Annotated in this window: 17 protein-coding genes; 10 read left to right on the top strand and 7 right to left on the bottom strand. The window is 57.7% G+C overall.

Annotated features, from left to right (window positions below; all coding sequences use genetic code 11):
• The first annotated feature begins 111 nt into the window (after positions 1 to 111).
• The 4 genes from dapB to GVK32_RS16975 all read left to right on the top strand — a co-directional run bounded on the left by dapB (position 112) and on the right by GVK32_RS16975 (position 6,183).
• The gene (gene dapB, locus GVK32_RS16990; RefSeq protein ID WP_159869795.1) at positions 112 to 933 is read left to right on the top strand and encodes a 4-hydroxy-tetrahydrodipicolinate reductase; all 822 of its coding nucleotides are present in this window, start codon (positions 112 to 114) and stop codon (positions 931 to 933) included.
• 458 nt (positions 934 to 1,391) lie between these two features.
• Positions 1,392 to 2,540, top strand: a complete 1,149-nt coding sequence (gene carA / locus GVK32_RS16985; protein ID WP_159869792.1) for a glutamine-hydrolyzing carbamoyl-phosphate synthase small subunit — start codon at positions 1,392 to 1,394, stop codon at positions 2,538 to 2,540.
• 16 nt (positions 2,541 to 2,556) lie between these two features.
• Positions 2,557 to 5,781 (top strand): carbamoyl-phosphate synthase large subunit, encoded by a 3,225-nt coding sequence (carB, locus tag GVK32_RS16980; protein WP_123710148.1) that lies wholly within the window; start codon positions 2,557 to 2,559, stop codon positions 5,779 to 5,781.
• A 168-nt stretch (positions 5,782 to 5,949) separates the two neighbouring features.
• The gene (locus GVK32_RS16975) at positions 5,950 to 6,183 is read left to right on the top strand and encodes a YgdI/YgdR family lipoprotein (RefSeq protein ID WP_041143999.1); all 234 of its coding nucleotides are present in this window, start codon (positions 5,950 to 5,952) and stop codon (positions 6,181 to 6,183) included.
• 54 nt (positions 6,184 to 6,237) lie between these two features.
• Here GVK32_RS16975 and GVK32_RS16970 read toward each other — a convergent pair whose 3' ends face one another.
• The 3 genes from GVK32_RS16970 to idnO are packed head-to-tail and all read right to left on the bottom strand — an operon-like array spanning position 6,238 to position 8,011.
• Entirely contained in the window at positions 6,238 to 6,705 is a 468-nt protein-coding gene (locus GVK32_RS16970) for a YhcH/YjgK/YiaL family protein (RefSeq protein ID WP_159869789.1), read from the bottom strand.
• Complete coding sequence (locus GVK32_RS16965) at positions 6,702 to 7,232, bottom strand: gluconokinase (RefSeq protein WP_159869786.1); 531 nt, start codon at positions 7,230 to 7,232, stop codon at positions 6,702 to 6,704. Before GVK32_RS16965 ends, GVK32_RS16970 begins: the two co-directional genes overlap by 4 nt.
• A 14-nt stretch (positions 7,233 to 7,246) precedes the next feature.
• Positions 7,247 to 8,011, bottom strand: coding sequence for a gluconate 5-dehydrogenase (gene idnO, locus GVK32_RS16960; RefSeq protein WP_123710145.1), 765 nt, complete (start codon positions 8,009 to 8,011; stop codon positions 7,247 to 7,249).
• Between the two features lie 288 nt (positions 8,012 to 8,299).
• On the opposite strand from idnO, the gene GVK32_RS16955 reads away from it, so the two are divergent.
• The 6 genes from GVK32_RS16955 to folA all read left to right on the top strand — a co-directional run bounded on the left by GVK32_RS16955 (position 8,300) and on the right by folA (position 14,971).
• Positions 8,300 to 9,292: a LacI family DNA-binding transcriptional regulator gene (locus tag GVK32_RS16955; protein WP_159869783.1), complete on the top strand. Its 993-nt coding sequence runs from the start codon at positions 8,300 to 8,302 to the stop codon at positions 9,290 to 9,292.
• Positions 9,293 to 9,502: 210 nt separating this feature from the next.
• On the top strand, positions 9,503 to 10,453 hold the full coding sequence (locus GVK32_RS16950; protein WP_159869780.1) for a 2-hydroxyacid dehydrogenase: 951 nt from the start codon (positions 9,503 to 9,505) through the stop codon (positions 10,451 to 10,453).
• 94 nt (positions 10,454 to 10,547) lie between these two features.
• Entirely contained in the window at positions 10,548 to 11,852 is a 1,305-nt protein-coding gene (locus GVK32_RS16945; RefSeq protein ID WP_159869777.1) for an MFS transporter, read from the top strand.
• A 95-nt stretch (positions 11,853 to 11,947) separates the two neighbouring features.
• Positions 11,948 to 12,478, top strand: coding sequence for a glutathione-regulated potassium-efflux system oxidoreductase KefF (gene kefF, locus GVK32_RS16940; RefSeq protein WP_123710141.1), 531 nt, complete (start codon positions 11,948 to 11,950; stop codon positions 12,476 to 12,478).
• The gene (gene kefC / locus GVK32_RS16935) at positions 12,471 to 14,336 is read left to right on the top strand and encodes a glutathione-regulated potassium-efflux system protein KefC (RefSeq protein ID WP_159869774.1); all 1,866 of its coding nucleotides are present in this window, start codon (positions 12,471 to 12,473) and stop codon (positions 14,334 to 14,336) included. Before kefF ends, kefC begins: the two co-directional genes overlap by 8 nt.
• Before the next feature lie 155 nt (positions 14,337 to 14,491).
• The gene (gene folA, locus GVK32_RS16930; RefSeq protein WP_095103835.1) at positions 14,492 to 14,971 is read left to right on the top strand and encodes a type 3 dihydrofolate reductase; all 480 of its coding nucleotides are present in this window, start codon (positions 14,492 to 14,494) and stop codon (positions 14,969 to 14,971) included.
• A gap of 81 nt (positions 14,972 to 15,052) precedes the next feature.
• Here the strand turns inward: folA and apaH are convergent, their stop codons facing one another.
• From apaH to pdxA, 4 genes are read right to left on the bottom strand one after another with little or no spacing between them, the layout of a single operon-like run.
• A complete protein-coding gene (apaH, locus tag GVK32_RS16925) occupies positions 15,053 to 15,901 on the bottom strand; it encodes a bis(5'-nucleosyl)-tetraphosphatase (symmetrical) ApaH (protein ID WP_159869771.1) in 849 nt (282 codons plus the stop codon).
• Between the two features lie 4 nt (positions 15,902 to 15,905).
• Positions 15,906 to 16,283 (bottom strand): Co2+/Mg2+ efflux protein ApaG, encoded by a 378-nt coding sequence (gene apaG, locus GVK32_RS16920; RefSeq protein ID WP_041144010.1) that lies wholly within the window; start codon positions 16,281 to 16,283, stop codon positions 15,906 to 15,908.
• 2 nt (positions 16,284 to 16,285) lie between these two features.
• Positions 16,286 to 17,107, bottom strand: a complete 822-nt coding sequence (gene rsmA / locus GVK32_RS16915) for a 16S rRNA (adenine(1518)-N(6)/adenine(1519)-N(6))-dimethyltransferase RsmA (protein ID WP_159869768.1) — start codon at positions 17,105 to 17,107, stop codon at positions 16,286 to 16,288.
• Positions 17,104 to 18,093 (bottom strand): 4-hydroxythreonine-4-phosphate dehydrogenase PdxA, encoded by a 990-nt coding sequence (gene pdxA / locus GVK32_RS16910; protein WP_200842901.1) that lies wholly within the window; start codon positions 18,091 to 18,093, stop codon positions 17,104 to 17,106. Before pdxA ends, rsmA begins: the two co-directional genes overlap by 4 nt.
• Between the last annotated feature and the right edge of the window lie 59 nt (positions 18,094 to 18,152).

Below are 18,152 nucleotides of genomic sequence, written 5' to 3'. Positions count from 1 at the left end.
CGACCGCGGTTTGTCATAAATTTCTAATTATCGGCGTTTTTGAGTAGCGGCCCATCGATGGGCTGGTTACTCTGAAAACAATTTACGTAAAGTTAACAAAAGAGAATAGCTATGCATGATGCACAAATCCGCGTGGCCATCGCCGGCGCGGGCGGCCGGATGGGACGCCAGTTAATCCAGGCGGTACAGCAGATGGACGGCGTGGCGCTTGGCGCGGCGCTGGAGCGCGATGGCTCCTCCTTGATCGGCAGCGACGCCGGTGAGCTGGCGGGCGCGGGCAAGATGGGCGTCACGGTGCAAAGCAGCCTGACGGCGGTTAAAGAGAGTTTTGACGTGCTGATCGATTTCACCCGTCCGGAAGGGACGCTGGCCCACCTCGCATTCTGCCGCGAGCACGGTAAAGGGATGGTGATCGGTACCACTGGTTTTGATGACGCGGGAAAACAGGCCATCCGCGATGCGGCGCAGGAGATTGCTATCGTCTTCGCGGCTAATTTCAGCGTCGGCGTCAACGTCATGCTCAAGCTGCTGGAAAAGGCGGCAAAGGTGATGGGCGACTACACTGATATTGAAATTATCGAAGCGCATCACCGCCATAAAGTGGATGCCCCGTCGGGTACCGCGCTGGCGATGGGCGAGGCGATTGCCGGTGCGCTGAACAAAGATCTGAAAGATTGCGCGGTCTACAGTCGTGAAGGCTATACCGGCGAACGCGTTCCGGGAACGATTGGCTTTGCCACGGTACGCGCGGGGGATATCGTCGGCGAACATACGGCGATATTCGCCGATATTGGCGAGCGAATTGAGATCGGCCATAAAGCATCAAGCCGGATGACGTTTGCTAACGGCGCGGTTCGCTCGGCATTGTGGCTGAAAGGCAAGAAAAGTGGCCTCTTTGATATGCGTGATGTCCTTGAATTGAACGCTTTATAAGTTTTATTACCCATCGTGATGTGGTTATGGCATTCAATAAGTAATTGATTGCAGAGGGCAATATTTTATTGCCCTTTTTATTTTTAGCGTGTTTTTATGTCTTTTTAGTTAAGAGCGCTGTAATTTACGTTTATCCTGCCAGTTTCTGTTATTTTAATGTAAATTTTGACCATCTGGTCTACTTTTTCGCATGGTTATGCCATATTTTACAATCATGACGCTGCGCAAGCGTTTTCTAACGCTAGTTTGTTGATCTTTTTAGCTGTTAAAGCAGCGCTGGTTGGCCAGTGGCGCAAAATGATATTAAAAATATGCGCTTTAAGTTGACTTTTCCCCGACATCTCTCCAGAATGCCGCCGTTTGCCAGAAATCCATAGGTAAGCAAATTTGCATTGATTCATGCTACGCGAATGCATTAATATGCAAATAAAGTGAGTGAATATTCTCTGGAGGGTGTTTTGATTAAGTCAGCGCTATTGGTTCTGGAAGACGGAACCCAGTTTCACGGTCGGGCCATCGGGGCAACGGGCACGGCGGTTGGGGAAGTCGTTTTCAATACTTCAATGACCGGTTATCAAGAAATCCTCACTGATCCTTCCTATTCCCGCCAAATTGTCACTCTTACTTATCCCCATATCGGTAATGTCGGCACCAACGCCGCCGACGAAGAGTCTTCCCAGGTACATGCTCAGGGTCTGGTTATTCGCGACCTGCCGCTGATTGCCAGCAACTTCCGCAATACCGAAGACCTCTCTTCTTACCTGAAGCGCCATAACATCGTGGCGATTGCCGATATCGATACCCGTAAGCTGACCCGCCTGCTGCGTGAAAAAGGCGCTCAGAACGGCTGCATCATCGTTGGCGATAGCCTCGATGCGCAGCTGGCGCTGGAAAAGGCAAAAGCATTCCCGGGTCTCAACGGGATGGACCTGGCGAAGGAAGTCACCACCTCAGAAGCCTACGGCTGGACGCAGGGTAGCTGGACTCTGGAGGGCGACCTGCCGGAAGCGAAGGCGGAAAGCGAGCTGCCGTTCCACGTGGTGGCCTATGATTTCGGCGCTAAGCGCAACATCCTGCGCATGCTGGTGGACCGCGGCTGCCGCCTGACGGTCGTGCCGGCAAAAACCTCTGCGGAAGAGGTGCTGAAAATGAATCCGGACGGTATCTTCCTTTCCAACGGCCCTGGTGACCCGGCGCCGTGCGACTATGCGATTGAGGCCATTGAGCAATTCCTCACCACCGATATTCCGGTATTCGGCATCTGCCTCGGCCATCAGCTGCTGGCGCTGGCGAGCGGAGCGAAGACCGTTAAGATGAAGTTTGGCCACCACGGCGGCAACCACCCGGTTAAAGATATTGATAATAACGTGGTGATGATTACCGCGCAGAACCACGGTTTTGCGGTAGACGAAGCCTCCATGCCGGCTAACCTGCGGGTGACCCACAAGTCCCTGTTCGACGGTACGCTGCAGGGCATTCATCGCACCGATAAGCCGGCCTTCAGCTTCCAGGGACACCCGGAGGCGAGCCCAGGCCCGCACGATGCCGCGCCGTTGTTCGACCATTTCATCGAGTTAATTGAGCAGTACCGCCAGTCCGCGAAATAATCAGGAGAAAAAAGCCATGCCAAAACGTACAGACATAAAAAGCATCCTGATTCTTGGCGCTGGCCCGATCGTTATCGGCCAGGCTTGTGAATTTGACTACTCTGGCGCGCAGGCCTGTAAGGCCCTGCGCGAAGAGGGTTACCGCGTCATTCTGGTGAACTCTAACCCAGCCACCATCATGACCGACCCGGAAATGGCCGATGCCACCTATATTGAGCCGATCCACTGGGAAGTGGTACGCAAAATCATCGAAAAAGAGCGTCCGGACGCCGTACTGCCGACCATGGGCGGCCAGACCGCGCTGAACTGCGCGCTGGAGCTGGAACGTCAGGGCGTGCTGGCCGAATTCGGCGTGACCATGATTGGCGCCACCGCCGATGCGATTGATAAAGCGGAAGACCGCCGTCGCTTCGACGTGGCGATGAAAAAAATTGGCCTCGACACCGCGCGTTCCGGTATCGCGCACACCATGGAAGAAGCGCTGGCGGTTGCCGCTGACGTGGGCTATCCGTGCATCATCCGTCCCTCCTTCACCATGGGCGGAACCGGCGGCGGTATTGCCTATAACCGCGAAGAGTTTGAAGAAATCTGTACCCGCGGCCTCGATCTCTCTCCAACCAATGAGCTGCTGATCGATGAATCGCTGATCGGCTGGAAAGAGTACGAGATGGAAGTGGTGCGCGATAAGAACGACAACTGCATCATCGTCTGCTCCATCGAAAACTTCGACGCGATGGGCATCCATACCGGCGACTCCATCACCGTGGCCCCGGCGCAAACCCTGACCGATAAAGAGTACCAGGTGATGCGTAACGCCTCGATGGCGGTGCTGCGCGAAATTGGCGTTGAAACCGGCGGTTCCAACGTTCAGTTCTCGGTGAACCCGAAAGACGGTCGCCTGATTGTTATCGAAATGAACCCGCGCGTATCGCGCTCTTCGGCGCTGGCCTCGAAAGCGACCGGCTTCCCGATTGCCAAAGTGGCGGCGAAGCTGGCGGTGGGCTACACCCTTGACGAGCTGATGAACGACATCACCGGCGGCCGTACCCCGGCATCGTTCGAACCCTCTATCGACTACGTTGTCACCAAGATCCCGCGCTTCAACTTCGAGAAGTTCGTCGGCGCTAACGACCGCCTGACCACGCAGATGAAATCGGTCGGCGAAGTGATGGCGATTGGCCGCACCCAGCAGGAGTCGCTGCAGAAAGCGCTGCGCGGTCTGGAAGTGGGCGCAACCGGCTTTGACCCTAAAGTGAGCCTCGACGACCCGGAAGCGCTGACTAAAATTCGCCGCGAGCTGAAAGACGCCGGCGCCGAGCGTATTTGGTACATCGCCGACGCCTTCCGCGCGGGCCTGTCCGTCGACGGCGTCTTCAACCTGACCAACATCGATCGCTGGTTCCTGGTGCAGATTGAAGAGCTGGTGCGTCTGGAAGAGAAAGTGGAAGAGGCTGGCATCAACGGCCTTGACGCTGACTTCCTGCGGATGCTGAAGCGTAAAGGCTTTGCCGACGCGCGTCTGGCTAAGCTGGCGGGCGTGCGCGAAGCGGAAATCCGCAAGCTGCGCGACCAGTACAACCTGCACCCGGTCTACAAGCGCGTGGATACCTGTGCGGCGGAGTTCGCAACGGATACCGCCTACATGTACTCCACCTATGAAGACGAGTGTGAAGCGAACCCGTCGGTTGACCGCGATAAAATTATGGTGCTTGGCGGCGGCCCGAACCGTATCGGCCAGGGTATCGAATTCGATTACTGCTGCGTGCACGCCTCGCTGGCGCTGCGCGAAGACGGTTACGAAACCATTATGGTTAACTGTAACCCGGAAACCGTCTCCACCGACTACGACACCTCCGACCGCCTGTACTTTGAGCCGGTGACCCTCGAAGACGTGCTGGAAATCGTGCGTATCGAGAAGCCGAAGGGCGTTATCGTCCAGTACGGCGGCCAGACTCCGCTGAAGCTGGCGCGCGCGCTGGAAGCGGCCGGCGTGCCGGTTATCGGCACCAGCCCGGACGCGATTGACCGTGCGGAAGACCGCGAGCGTTTCCAGCAGGCAGTTGACCGTCTGAAGCTGAAGCAGCCGGCGAACGCCACCGTGACCGCGATTGAAATGGCCGTTGAGAAGGCCAAAGAGATTGGCTACCCGCTGGTGGTGCGTCCGTCCTACGTTCTTGGCGGTCGGGCGATGGAAATCGTTTACGACGAAGTCGACCTGCGTCGCTACTTCCAGACCGCGGTAAGCGTCTCTAACGACGCGCCGGTACTGCTGGACCGTTTCCTTGACGATGCGGTAGAAGTCGACGTTGACGCTATCTGCGACGGCGAGATGGTGCTGATTGGCGGCATTATGGAGCACATCGAGCAGGCCGGCGTTCACTCCGGCGACTCCGCATGCTCGCTGCCGGCCTACACCCTGAGCCAGGACATCCAGAACGTGATGCGCGAGCAGGTGCAGAAGCTGGCCTTCGAGCTGCAGGTTCGCGGCTTGATGAACGTGCAGTTCGCGGTCAAAAACAACGAAGTGTATCTGATTGAGGTGAACCCGCGCGCGGCGCGTACCGTCCCCTTTGTCTCCAAGGCCACCGGCGTTCCGCTGGCGAAAGTGGCGGCACGCGTAATGGCCGGCCAAACGCTGGCTCAGCAGGGCGTGACCAAAGAGATTATCCCGCCGTATTACTCGGTAAAAGAAGTGGTGCTGCCGTTCAACAAGTTCCCGGGCGTTGACCCGCTGTTAGGGCCAGAAATGCGCTCTACCGGGGAAGTGATGGGCGTCGGCCGCACCTTTGCGGAAGCGTTCGCCAAGGCGCAGCTGGGCAGCAGCTCGACGATGAAAAAACAGGGCCGTGCGCTGCTCTCCGTGCGTGAAGGCGACAAAGAGCGTGTGGTGGACCTCGCGGCTAAGCTGCTGAAGTTCGGCTTCGAGCTGGATGCCACCCACGGGACCGCGATTGTTCTCGGCGAAGCCGGTATCAATCCGCGCCTGGTGAACAAGGTGCATGAAGGTCGTCCGCATATTCAGGACCGTATCAAGAACGGCGAATACACCTACATCATCAACACCACCGAAGGCCGCCAGGCGATTGAAGACTCCAAGCTGATTCGCCGCAGCGCCCTGCAGTACAAGGTGCATTACGACACCACCCTGAACGGCGGCTTCGCCACGGCGATGGCGCTGAACGCCAACGCCATGGAGAAGGTGACCTCGGTTCAGGAAATGCACGCGCAAATCAAAAAATAAGCCGTTCCGGCGCTGCCGGCTGCGCAACAAAACGGGCTGACGTTATCGTCGGCCCGTTTTTTTATCCCGCTCATCTTCGGAGAGTTCTGCTTTTAACTTCCTCCCGGCTCGGGCTAACTATAATTAGCACGATAACAATACTCATTGACGGAAAAACAGGAGGATACAATGCGGAACAAAATTCTGGTGGCATCCGCGCTGGCAGCGACGGCGGTGTTGTTTGTGGCGGGGTGCTCATCAAACCAGTCGCTGAAAACCACCGATGGCAGAACCATTGTCACCGACGGCAAGCCGCAGGTGGATAGTGATACCGGCATGGTCTCTTACAAAAATGCCGCAACCGGCCGCACCGAGCAGATCAATCGCGATCAGGTGAAATCGATGGACGAGCTGGATAACTAATCGTTATCCAGGGCCCCGCGAGGGTGAATGCGGGGCCGGTTATCGTTACCGGTTTTACAGCAGGGCGTGGTCTATTTTGACGATAATTTTACGCAGTGGCGCGCCGGCATCCATGGCGCCCATCGGCCGATGAAGCTCGCCGGGAAACAGAATCGCCAGCTCCTCAGGATGTAAATGAATCAGCGTTTCGCTGCTAATCCCGGTGCAAAAGCCAATATCATGGGCGTCCTTAAACGGCCCGTCTGCGGTGATGGCCAGCCCTTTATTTCCCGCCCCAATAATCTCAACGCCTGCCAGCACAATATGAATATCGATGTACTGACGATGGTACTCCGGGCGCTGTTCCGCCAGCGGGCGCGTCTGGCCTTCGACGACGGTGAAAAACAGGTTATCGCCATCGACCGTATATTTCCCCGGCGGCAGGGAGTGCGGGTCCTGCTGGGCGACGGCCTGCAGCGCCTGGCGAATAATCGACGGATAGAATGTATTTTTGGCCGCGGCGGCTAAGGTATCAATAATCATGCCGGCATTCCCTGTAGTAATTGAGGCTCAAGTAAATTTAATGACTGCGCCACGATGCTGGCGACGTCGGGGGCAATATCGACGGCTAAAATATCGCGTTCGCTGGCGTCAGGCGCTTCCAGGGCGGCAAACTGGCTGCGCAGCAGCGCCTCCGGCATAAAGTGCCCCTTACGCTGCTGCATCCGCTGCAGAATGCATTCGTACTCGCCGGTCAGCCACAGAAAGCGCACACTGCCGCTGCCTTCGCGCAGCCGATCGCGGTAGCGCTTCTTCAGCGCCGAGCACACCAGCACGCCCGACTCATTCTTCTGCTCAAGGCTAAAAATCACGTCCGCGATCCGCTCCAGCCACGGCCCTCGGTCTTCGTCATTGAGCGGCTGGCTGGCGGCCATTTTGACGATGTTCTGCCGCGGATGAAGATCGTCTCCGTCGATAAATTTTGCGCCGAGCGCCTGGGCTAACGCCTGGCCGACGGTGGTCTTTCCGGTGCCTGAGACACCCATCAAAATAATGCATTGCCCTGCCATAATACGCTCCTTACTTAGACTGCAACCAGCATACCGCCGTCGACGAACAGCAGATGACCGTTGACGAAATCAGAGGCTTTAGAGGACAGGAACACCGCGGCGCCAACCAGCTCCTGCGGATCGCCCCAGCGGGCGGCCGGCGTACGTTTGCACAGCCAGTCGGTGAAAGCTTTATCATCAACCAGCGCCTGGGTCATGGCGGTTTTAAAGTAGCCCGGCGCAATGCCGTTGACCTGGACGTTATAGCGCGCCAGTTCGACGCACATGCCGCGGGTCAGCATTTTTACCGCGCCTTTGGCGGCGGCGTACGGCGTGATGGTGTCGCGACCAAGCTCGCTCTGCATTGAGCAGATATTGACGATTTTCCCGCGCTGGCGAGCGACCATCCGCTTAGCCACCGCCTGGGAGACGAGAAATACCGCGGTTTGGTTCACGGAAATAACATCATTCCATTCCTGCAGCGGAAATTCGGTAAACGGATGGCGCCGCTGAATGCCCGCATTATTAAATAACACGTCGATGGCGCCAATTTCCTCTTCGATTTTACCAATGGCCTGCTCGACGGAATCAGCATCGGTAACATTAAATACCGCCGCATGAGCGATGGCGCCTTCATCACGTAATTTCATGACCGCATCATCTGCACGGGGGGCAGAAATATCGTTGATAATAATTTCTGCGCCATATTGTGCAAGGCCCTGGGCCATGACAAAACCAATACCTTGCCCGGCGCCAGTAATTAAAATGCGTTTGCCCTGTAAGCTGAAAAGATCTTTCATCTTGATATCCTGATTAACGGCTGAATATAAATGACGGTGTGCGCTTTTATTCCTGATTCACGAAAAGGTAAAGCGGAAGAACCTGTGCTCTATCTCACGGATTTTTGCCGGGTAAAACCGTGATCGAGATCACTCAAAACGGTGTTACGAAAAGGGGTTACATTAAACGTGAAGCCGGGCGTAAATTGCCGTTACTCAAAGGGTTAACGATAGTGAGGTTCGATTCTCTTTTTGTTCATCGGCAGGCATAATAACCTGATGCAGTGGACGTATTTGACGGGCAGGTAGATGAAAGCACAACGCATAACGCTCAATGATATCGCAGCGCTGGCTGGCGTAACCAAAATGACCGTCAGCCGCTATTTACGTACGCCGGATAAAGTTAAACCGGAGACGGCAGAGCGCATCGCCAGCGTGATTGCGGAAATTGGCTACGAGCCCGACCCCGACAACCCGGCGATGATCGGCGTCGTTGTGCCGCGCATTGGTGTACTGATCCCCTCCTTTCATAACCAAATCTTTGCCGACCTGCTGGCCGGTATTGAGTCGGTTACCGCCGCGCACGGCTATCAGACGCTGGTGGTGAACTATGATTATGACCGCCAGCGCGAAGAGGAGCAGATAGCCGCCGTGCTGGCCTTTAACGTCAAGGGCCTGCTGCTGACCGAATCAGTTCACACCCTGCGAGCCGATAAGTACCTGAATGCGGCGAAAATTCCCGTTGCGGAAGTGATGGGTCTGACGGACAACCCGGGGCGTATCAACGTGGGCTTTGACAACTTCAAGGCCGGTTTCGATATGACCAATATGCTGCTGGCGAGCGGCAAACGGCAGATCGTCTATTTTGGCGCGATGTCCGACGTGCGCGACGAGCAGCGCTACGCCGGCTACTGCCAGGCGATGGAAAATGCCGGGCTGACGGTGGGGCGCATCGCGCCGAACAAGGTGTCGTCGGTATCGATCGGTACCGGGATGATGACCCTGGCGCGCCAGATGTATGCCCGCATGGACGGCATTCTGTGCACCAATGACGATCTGGCGGTTGGCGTGTTACAAGAGTGCCTGGCATCAGGTATCAACGTGCCTGAAGAGCTGGCGATAGCCGGTTTTCATGGCCTGGAAATCGGCCAGATTATCTCCCCGCGTCTGGCGAGCGTCCTGACGCCGCGCTTTGAAATGGGCAAGGTCGCAACCGAGATATTAATTAAAAAAATCAAAGGGCTGCCGACGATTGAAAAGGTCGATCTGCACTATCGCCTGTCGATGGGGGAGACCATATAGCGTCCCCGGCGCGGCGATGGCGCCGTGTTAGCAGAAAGTTAACGTACGATCCGCTCCAGGCCCGCAATCCGCGGGTTTTGTCTTATCGATCACGGACGGTGTAACAGCTATTTTTAACACGATTCAGCGTGATGTAGATCGCAAAACGCCGCGACAAAAAACCGTTTGATAGTGGCTACAGTCGTTATGAAACTTCAAACAGGTGATCCGATGAATAGTGCTATTACCCGAGCCGTCCTTTTAGTGGCCCCCGTTATTGAGACCTTACAGGAGCAGCTGGCCGTCGAGTTCCCGCTGTTGCGCCTGTACGAACAGGACGATCCGATCGCCTTTTTGCGCGAGCAGGGGGAGAACGTGGCGGCCGTGGTGACCCGCGGGGACGTCGGCGTGCAGAATGGGGTGCTTGAGCTGCTGCCGCACGTTGGCCTGATCGCTATCTTCGGCGTCGGCACCGACGCGGTGGATTTAGAGTTCGCCCGCTCCCGGCAGATTGCCGTCTCCATTACCTCCGGCGTGCTGACCAACGATGTCGCCGATCTGGCGATGGGGCTGCTGCTGGCCGGCTCGCGCCAGCTCTGTCAGGGCGACCGTTTTGTGCGTGAAGGCCGCTGGCTGAACGGCGGCCTGCCGCTGGCAACTCAGGTCAGCGGCAAGCGTATCGGCATTCTGGGGATGGGCAATATCGGCCAGGCCATTGCCCGCCGCGCTCGCGGTTTTGATATGCAGGTGCTCTATACCGACCGTAAGCAGGTTGCCGGACTCGATTATCAGTGGTGCGCCGACCTGCATACCCTGGCCCATGAAAGCGACTTTTTGGTGATCGCCGCCTCCGGCGGTGAAGCCAACCGCGGGATTATCGATGCCTCGGTCTTTAACGTGATGCCGAAACGGGCGTGGCTTATCAACATCGCCCGGGGATCGCTGGTCGATGAGAAGGCGCTGATTCAGGCGTTACAGGATGGTGTTATCGCCGGGGCCGCTCTCGACGTCTTTGAGGATGAACCGCGGGTTCCCGCCGAGCTGATTGCGCTAGACAACGTGGTCCTGCAACCGCACGTGGCCAGCGCAACCCATGAAACCCGACAGAAAATGAGCGATGTGGTTTTTGCTAACGTCGCCGCTTATTTTTCCGGCAAGCCGCTGCCTAACGCTATTAATTAATTAGCGCTCTTATTTTTGTACCCAGCGCCAATAAGAACCTGGTGGGACAGGTTCTTAAATGACAACGATAACCTCTGCATAGAGAGTGCGAAATATGAATGATAAAATTCCCAGCACCCGCTGGCTGCGTATTATTACGCCGGTGTTGATCGCCTGTATTATTTCGTTTATGGATCGGGTTAATATTAGTTTTGCTTTGCCCGGCGGCATGGAAGAGGATTTAGGTATTACCAGCCAGATGGCCGGCGTTGCCAGCGGTATATTTTTTATTGGCTATTTATTCCTGCAAATACCCGGTGGGCGGATTGCGGTTAACGGCAGCGGAAAACGTTTTATTGCCTGGTCGCTGGTGGCCTGGGCGATCGTGTCGGTGGCGACCGGTTTTGTGACCCACGAATATCAGCTGCTGGTTCTGCGCTTTATTCTCGGCGTTTCCGAGGGCGGGATGCTGCCGGTGGTCCTGACGATGGTCAGCAACTGGTTCCCGGAAAAAGAGCTGGGCCGGGCCAACGCCTTCGTCATGATGTTTGCTCCGCTGGGCGGCATGCTGACCGCTCCGGTCTCCGGCGCCATTATTGCCGCGTTCGACTGGCGCTGGCTGTTTATTATCGAAGGGCTGCTGTCGCTGGTGGTGCTGGCGGTGTGGTGGTTCATGATTAGCGACCGCCCGGAAGAGGCCCGCTGGCTGCCGGAGAAGGAGCGCGACTATCTGGTCACCACCCTCGCTGCCGAGCGGGCGGCGAAGCTGGCGGAAGATGCGGTGAGCAACGCGCCGGTAAAAGACGTGTTCCGCAATTCCGGACTGATGAAGCTGGTGATCCTCAACTTCTTCTACCAGACCGGCGATTACGGCTACACTCTGTGGCTGCCGACCATTCTTAAAGGGCTGACCGGCGGTAACATGGCCAGCGTTGGCCTGCTGGCGGTGCTGCCGTTCGTCGCCACCCTCGCCGGGATCTACGTGATTTCACTGTTTAGCGATCGCAGCGGCAAGCGCCGGCTGTGGGTTCGCTTCTCGCTCTACAGCTTTGCCGCTGCGCTGGTGGCGTCGGTGGTGCTGCGCGACCACGTGGTCGCCGCCTATATTGCGCTGGTTATCTGCGGCTTCTTCCTTAAATCGGCCACCAGTCCGTTCTGGTCGATGCCGGGGCGGATTGCCTCAGCGGAAGTGGCCGGCAGCGCGCGCGGGGTGATTAACGGTCTCGGAAATCTCGGCGGCTTCTGCGGCCCCTACCTGGTGGGCGTGATGATCTATCTCTACGGGCAAAACGTGGCGGTCTGCGCGCTTGCCGGATCGTTACTCATTGCCGGAACCATGACCTTCCTGCTGCCGAAGCGCTGCGACCTTGCGGTCAGCGGGCCCAAGGTCAGCGTCAGCAAGCAGCCACGGAACGCGTAAGCTAAGGCGACATAAATCACAGTTATCATTGTAAGCGCTTCAATTAACTGACTACACTCTTGCAGATTACAACAAGAGTTAACGCAGGCTAATCAATGATTCTGATAATTTATGCCCATCCCTATCCGCATCACTCGCATGCGAATAAGCGGATGCTTGAGCAGGCAGGGACGCTGGACGGCGTAGAAATACGCTCTCTTTATCAACTTTACCCCGATTTTAATATCGACGTCGCCGCCGAACAGGCGGCGCTGGCCCGCGCGGATCTGGTTATCTGGCAGCACCCCTTACAGTGGTACAGCGTCCCGCCGCTGCTGAAGCTGTGGATGGATAAGGTGCTGTCGCACGGCTGGGCCTACGGTCATAACGGCATCGCGCTGCGCGGTAAATCGCTGATGTGGGCAGTCACCACCGGCGGCGGCGAAAGCCACTTCGATATTGGCTCCTTCCCCGGTTTTGACGTGCTGGCCCAGCCGCTGCAGGCCACCGGCCTGTATTGCGGGATGAAGTGGCTGCCGCCGTTTGCGATGCACTGCACGTTTATCTGCGACGATGAAACCCTCCAGGCGCAGGCGCGCCACTATCGACAACGCTTAATCGAATGGCAGGAGGCGCACAATGGATAGCCATACGCTGATACAGGCGCTGATCTATCTCGGATCCGCCGCGCTTATCGTACCGATTGCCGTCCGTCTTGGCCTCGGCTCGGTGCTGGGGTATTTGATCGCCGGCTGTATTATCGGCCCGTGGGGCCTGAAGCTGGTGACCGACGCCGAGACGATCCTCCACTTCGCCGAAATCGGCGTGGTGCTGATGCTGTTCGTTATCGGCCTCGAGCTTGACCCACAGCGCCTGTGGAAGCTGCGGGCCTCGGTATTTGGCGGCGGGGCGCTGCAGATGGTGGTTTGCGGGGCGCTGATTGGCCTGTTCTGCATGCTGCTGGGAATGCGCTGGCAGGTGGCAGCGCTTATCGGCATGACGCTGGCGCTGTCGTCTACGGCGATCGCGATGCAGGCCATGAATGAACGTAACCTGACGGTTTCGCAAATGGGGCGTAGCGCCTTTGCGGTGCTGCTGTTTCAGGATATCGCGGCCATCCCGCTGGTGGCGATGATCCCGCTGCTCGCCAGCAGCGGCGGCTCAACCACGCTGTGGGCGTTCGGCCTGTCGGCGCTGAAGGTGGCGGGCGCGCTGGCGCTGGTGGTGGTGCTGGGTCGCTACCTGACCCGACCGGTGCTGCGCTTCGTTGCCCGCTCCGGCCTGCGGGAGGTATTCAGCGCCGTAGCTCTGTTCCTGGTCTTTGGTTTTGGGCTGCTGCTGGAGGAGGTCGGGCTATCGATGGCGATGGGCGCCTTCCTGGCCGGCGTACTGCTGGCCAGCTCTGAGTACCGTCACGCGCTGGAAAGCGATATTGAACCGTTCAAAGGCCTGCTGCTGGGGCTGTTCTTTATTGGCGTCGGGATGTCGGTAGATTTTGGCACCCTGGTGAGTCATCCCCTGCGCATTTTGATTCTGCTGGTCGGCTTCCTGGTTATTAAAGGCGTCATGCTGTGGCTGATTGCGAAACCTCTCGGCGTACCGCGCGCCCAGCGCCGCTGGTTTGCGGTGCTGCTGGGGCAGGGGAGCGAGTTTGCCTTCGTGGTATTCGGCGCCGCGCAAATGGCCGAGGTGCTGGATAGCGAGTGGGCCAAGGCGCTGACCCTGGCGGTGGCGCTGTCGATGGCGGCGACGCCGATTCTACTGGTGCTGCTGACCTGGCTGGAAAAATCATCCTCCGGGCAGGAGCGCGAGGCCGATGAGATTGATGAGGAGCAGCCGCGGGTGATTGTCGCCGGCTTTGGCCGCTACGGGCAGATTGCCGGCCGCGTGCTACTCTCCGGCGGCGTGAAGATGGTCATCCTCGACCACGATCCTGACCACGTTGAGACGCTGCGCAAATTTGATATGAAGGTGTTCTACGGCGACGCGACGCGGGCCGATCTGCTGGAGTCGGCGGGAGCGGCAAAAGCGGAAGTGCTGATCAACGCCATCGACGATCCGCAGGCTAGCCTGCAGCTGGTTGAGCTGGCGAAAGAGCACTTCCCGCATCTGCAAATTATCTCGCGGGCCCGCGATATCGATCACTATATTCAGCTGCGCCAGGCCGGGGTCGAGGCGCCCGAGCGTGAAACCTTCGAGGCGGCGCTGAAATCCGGGCGCATGGCGCTGGAGGCCCTCGGCCTGGGCGCCTACGAGGCGCGCGAGCGCGCCGACCTGTTCCGCCGCTTCAATATCAAAATGGTGGAAGAGATGGTGGAGATGGCGGAAAACGATTCGGCTTCCCGCGTGGCGGTCTTTAAGCGCACCAGCGATATGCTGACCGGCATCATCAACGAAGACCGCACCCATCTGTCGCTGGTCCAGCGCCACGGCTGGCAGGGTACGGAAGAGGGCAGACACACGGGTGATATCGCCGATGAGCCGGAGAATAAACCTTCAGCTTAAGGTATCGCGCGTCGTTCTAATCTGGCGGCTCACGAGGCTGACGTGGGCTCGCCAGCAAATCCGAAAATTTTCGTATTCTTTACCCTCCGTCCAGTCGACGAAGTATTATGCTTTCCGTATAGTGGCGGCAATTTTTTGTATTTGGGAAATATTCAATGATCAGTCTGATTGCGGCGTTAGCGGTGGATCGCGTCATTGGTATGGAAAACGCCATGCCATGGAACCTGCCTGCCGATCTCGCCTGGTTTAAACGTAATACGTTAAACAAGCCGGTGATTATGGGTCGTCTGACCTGGGAATCTATCGGTCGTCCGCTGCCTGGCCGTAAAAATATCGTCATCAGCAGCCAGCCCGGGAGTGACGATCGCGTGCAGTGGGTTAAATCGGTTGATGAAGCGATTGCCGCCTGCGGCGACGTTGAAGAGATGATGGTGATCGGCGGCGGCCGCGTGTACGAGCAGTTCCTGCCGAAAGCCCATAAGCTCTATTTGACGCATATTGATGCTGAAGTGGAAGGCGATACCCACTTCCCGGATTACGATCCGGACCAGTGGGAGTCGGTATTCAGCGAATTCCACGACGCCGACGCGCAGAACTCGCACAGCTACTGTTTCGAAGTTCTCGAACGTCGCTAAGTCCGTCCCCGGTAGCGCCGAGCTTCCGGGAACAGGGCTTCTCAGATTACCCGGATAGCGCGCAGCTATCCGGGATCTTTCTCAGGAGGCGACCGCCTCACCCTCATGCAGATCCTTCTGCCGGTTCGACGGCTGGGTGAAGTACGTCTTGTCTTCCCAGCGCAGGCAGGTGAGATCTCCCCCCCAGCAGCATCCGGTATCCAGGGCATAAATGCCGTCAGGCGTCCCGCGCCCTTCCAGCGAAGCCCAGTGGCCAAAGGCAATGCTGTACTCGTTCGCTACTGGTCCGGGGATGGCAAACCACGGCTTTAGGGGCGCCGGGGCGTCCTCCGGCGCTTCTTTGGCATACATATCCAGCTGCCCGTTCGGGAAGCAGTAGCGCATGCGGGTAAAGGCGTTGGAGATAAAACGCAGTCGCGCAAGGCCGCTCAGCTCGCTGCTCCAGTTGTTGGGCATGTCGCCATACATGGCGTCGAGGAAGAACGGATAGGAGTCGCTGGAGAGCACCGCTTCAACGTCGCGTGCGCACTGCAGCGCCGTTGGCAGATCCCACTGCGGCGTGATGCCGGCGTGGGCCATCACCAGCTTTTTCTCTTCATCAATCTGCATCAGCGGCTGGCGGCGAAGCCAGTTGAGAAGCTCATCGGCATCCGGCGCTTCCAGCAGCGACTTGAGGCGATCTTTCGGCTTGTTGCGGCTAATGCCGGCGAAGACCGCCAGCAGATGGAGATCGTGATTGCCGAGGACAATGCGCACGCTGTCGCCCAGGGATTTTACGTAGCGTAAAACCTCCAGCGAGCCCGGGCCGCGGGCGACTAAATCGCCGGTGAGCCACAGCGTATCCCTGCCGGGAGTAAACGCAACCTGCTTTAATAATGCGATCAGTTCATCGTAGCAACCGTGAACGTCGCCAATAAGGTATGTAGACATGGTTTTAGTGAATGAGCGTTGGTACTGCGAGACGGAAAACAGGGATGTCGACGGAGAACGGCGCACCGTTCACGTCGATCATAGCGTAATGTCCCTGCATGGTGCCCAGCGGCGTTTCAATAACCGCGCCGCTGGTGTATTGAAACTCCCCGCCAGCGGGAATATGCGGCTGCTCGCCGACAACCCCTTCACCCTGAACCTCAGTCTCACGACCGTGACCGTTGGTGATAAGCCAGTAGCGGCCAAGTAGCTGAACCTGACTCCGCCCCAGGTTGCGGATGGTGACGGTATAAGCGAAGACGTAACGATCGTTTTCCGGAGAAGACTGCGATTCGATATAGACGCTCTGTACCTGTACACAAACTCGGGGCGAATTAATCATGGTTAGCTCTCCTTGGTGGGCGCGTTTTCAGTTAACCAGTTAGCTAGCTGACAATACTGTGCCACGGAAATATTCTCTGCACGTTTAGTCGGGTCGATGCCCAGCTCGGTCAGCACTTCAACGCTGAACAGATTGCCGAGGCTATTGCGAATCGTTTTCCGGCGCTGGTTGAACGCTTCGGTGGTGATTCGGCTCAGTACGCGAACCTCTTTGACCGGATGCGGCAGCGTGCGATAGGGCACCAGGCGCACCACGGCGGAATCGACTTTAGGCGGCGGCGTAAAGGCGGTCGGCGGGACTTCAAGCACCGGGATTATCTGGCAGTAATACTGCGCCATGACGCTCAGTCGACCATACGCCTTGCTGTTCGGACCGGCAACCAGGCGATTGACGACCTCTTTTTGCAGCATAAAGTGCATGTCGGCAATGGCATCAGTATAGCTGAACAGGTGGAACATCAGCGGCGTGGAGATGTTGTAAGGCAGGTTGCCGAACACGCGCAGCGGCTGACCCATGTTCTGCGACAGCTCGCCGAAGTTCATGGTCATGGCATCCTGCTGATAAATGGTCAGCTTTGGCCCTAAGAACGGGTGCGTTTTCAGGCGGGCGGCCAGGTCGCGGTCCAGCTCGATAACGGTGAGCTCGTCCAGACGTTCGCCAACCGGCTCGGTCAGCGCGGCCAGGCCCGGGCCGATTTCGACAATCGCCTGGCCTTTCTGTGGATTAATGGCCGAGACAATACTGTCGATCACAAACCGATCGTTGAGAAAGTTTTGCCCGAAGCGTTTACGGGCTAAGTGGCCCTGATGGACTCGATTATTCATTGCGTATTAACAATCATTTTAATGGCGAGATTAAGCGCCGTGATAAAACTGCCGACATCCGCTTTCCCCAGGCCCGCCAGTTCCAGCGCGGTACCGTGGTCAACGGAGGTTCGAATAAAGGGTAAACCGAGCGTAATGTTCACGCCACGGCCGAAACCCTGGTATTTTAGCACGGGAAGACCCTGATCGTGGTACATCGCGAGCACCGCATCGGCATGGTCGAGATATTTAGGCTGAAAAAGGGTATCAGCCGGCAGCGGTCCGCTGAGATTCATCCCCAGGGCGCGCATCTCTTCCAGCACCGGAATGATGGTGTCGATCTCTTCCGTGCCCATGTGGCCGCCTTCTCCCGCGTGCGGGTTCAGACCGCAGACCAGCACGTGCGGATGGGCAATACCAAACTTGTGCCGCAGATCGTGGTCAAGGATAGTGATGACTTCACGCAGCAGGTCGGGAGTAATGGCGTCACTGATCGCTTTCAGCGGCAGATGCGTGGTCGCCAGCGCGACGCGAAGCTCCTCCGTTGCCAGCATCATCACCACTTTACTGGCCTGCGCCCGCTCTTCGAAGAACTCGGTATGCCCGGTGAAGGCGATCCCGGCGTCGTTGATATTGCCTTTATGGACCGGCCCGGTAATTAATGCCGCAAACTCGCCGTTCAGGCAGCCGTCGCAGGCGCGCGCCAGGGTTTCCACCACGTAGCTGCCGTTGCGCACGTCCAGCAAGCCGGGCGTTACCGGGGCGTTCAGCGTGACGGGAAGCAGGGTCAGGGTGCCGGCGCGCTGTGGGGCGGCGGGGCGGGACGGGTCGTAGGGCTGAAGCAATAAAGGAAGACCGAGCCGTTGGGCTCGGTCAGATAACAGTGCGCCATCGGCGCAAACCACCAGTTCAACCGGCCAGTCGCGCTGCGCAAGCTGCGCGACGAGGTCAGGGCCAATCCCGGCAGGTTCCCCGGGAGTGATGACAACACGATTCATACACTTCATCCTTCAGGCTATTTCCTGGTTGGCTACGCCGTTGGCGGTTCATCCATGAGCCTCGCCCG

The organism is Klebsiella sp. 18074 (assembly GCF_902705905.1).
Classification (GTDB): Bacteria; Pseudomonadota; Gammaproteobacteria; order Enterobacterales; family Enterobacteriaceae; genus Klebsiella; species Klebsiella terrigena.
Note: the sequence above shows the minus strand (reverse complement) of the source record. Positions and strands in the feature narration are given on the sequence as shown.

Bases quoted from the DNA above. Each gene is read 5' to 3' on its own strand.
- kefF (WP_123710141.1), top strand. From the start codon at position 11,948: ATGATTCTGATAATTTATGCCCATCCCTATCCGCATCACTCGCATGCG.
- GVK32_RS16945 (WP_159869777.1), top strand. From the start codon at position 10,548: ATGAATGATAAAATTCCCAGCACCCGCTGGCTGCGTATTATTACGCCG.
- idnO (WP_123710145.1), bottom strand. From the start codon at position 8,011: ATGAAAGATCTTTTCAGCTTACAGGGCAAACGCATTTTAATTACTGGC.
- kefC (WP_159869774.1), top strand. From the start codon at position 12,471: ATGGATAGCCATACGCTGATACAGGCGCTGATCTATCTCGGATCCGCC.
- apaH (WP_159869771.1), bottom strand. From the start codon at position 15,901: ATGTCTACATACCTTATTGGCGACGTTCACGGTTGCTACGATGAACTG.
- rsmA (WP_159869768.1), bottom strand. From the start codon at position 17,107: ATGAATAATCGAGTCCATCAGGGCCACTTAGCCCGTAAACGCTTCGGG.
- dapB (WP_159869795.1), top strand. From the start codon at position 112: ATGCATGATGCACAAATCCGCGTGGCCATCGCCGGCGCGGGCGGCCGG.
- GVK32_RS16965 (WP_159869786.1), bottom strand. From the start codon at position 7,232: ATGGCAGGGCAATGCATTATTTTGATGGGTGTCTCAGGCACCGGAAAG.
- folA (WP_095103835.1), top strand. From the start codon at position 14,492: ATGATCAGTCTGATTGCGGCGTTAGCGGTGGATCGCGTCATTGGTATG.
- GVK32_RS16950 (WP_159869780.1), top strand. From the start codon at position 9,503: ATGAATAGTGCTATTACCCGAGCCGTCCTTTTAGTGGCCCCCGTTATT.
- carB (WP_123710148.1), top strand. From the start codon at position 2,557: ATGCCAAAACGTACAGACATAAAAAGCATCCTGATTCTTGGCGCTGGC.
- GVK32_RS16975 (WP_041143999.1), top strand. From the start codon at position 5,950: ATGCGGAACAAAATTCTGGTGGCATCCGCGCTGGCAGCGACGGCGGTG.
- pdxA (WP_200842901.1), bottom strand. From the start codon at position 18,093: ATGAAGTGTATGAATCGTGTTGTCATCACTCCCGGGGAACCTGCCGGG.
- GVK32_RS16970 (WP_159869789.1), bottom strand. From the start codon at position 6,705: ATGATTATTGATACCTTAGCCGCCGCGGCCAAAAATACATTCTATCCG.
- apaG (WP_041144010.1), bottom strand. From the start codon at position 16,283: ATGATTAATTCGCCCCGAGTTTGTGTACAGGTACAGAGCGTCTATATC.
- GVK32_RS16955 (WP_159869783.1), top strand. From the start codon at position 8,300: ATGAAAGCACAACGCATAACGCTCAATGATATCGCAGCGCTGGCTGGC.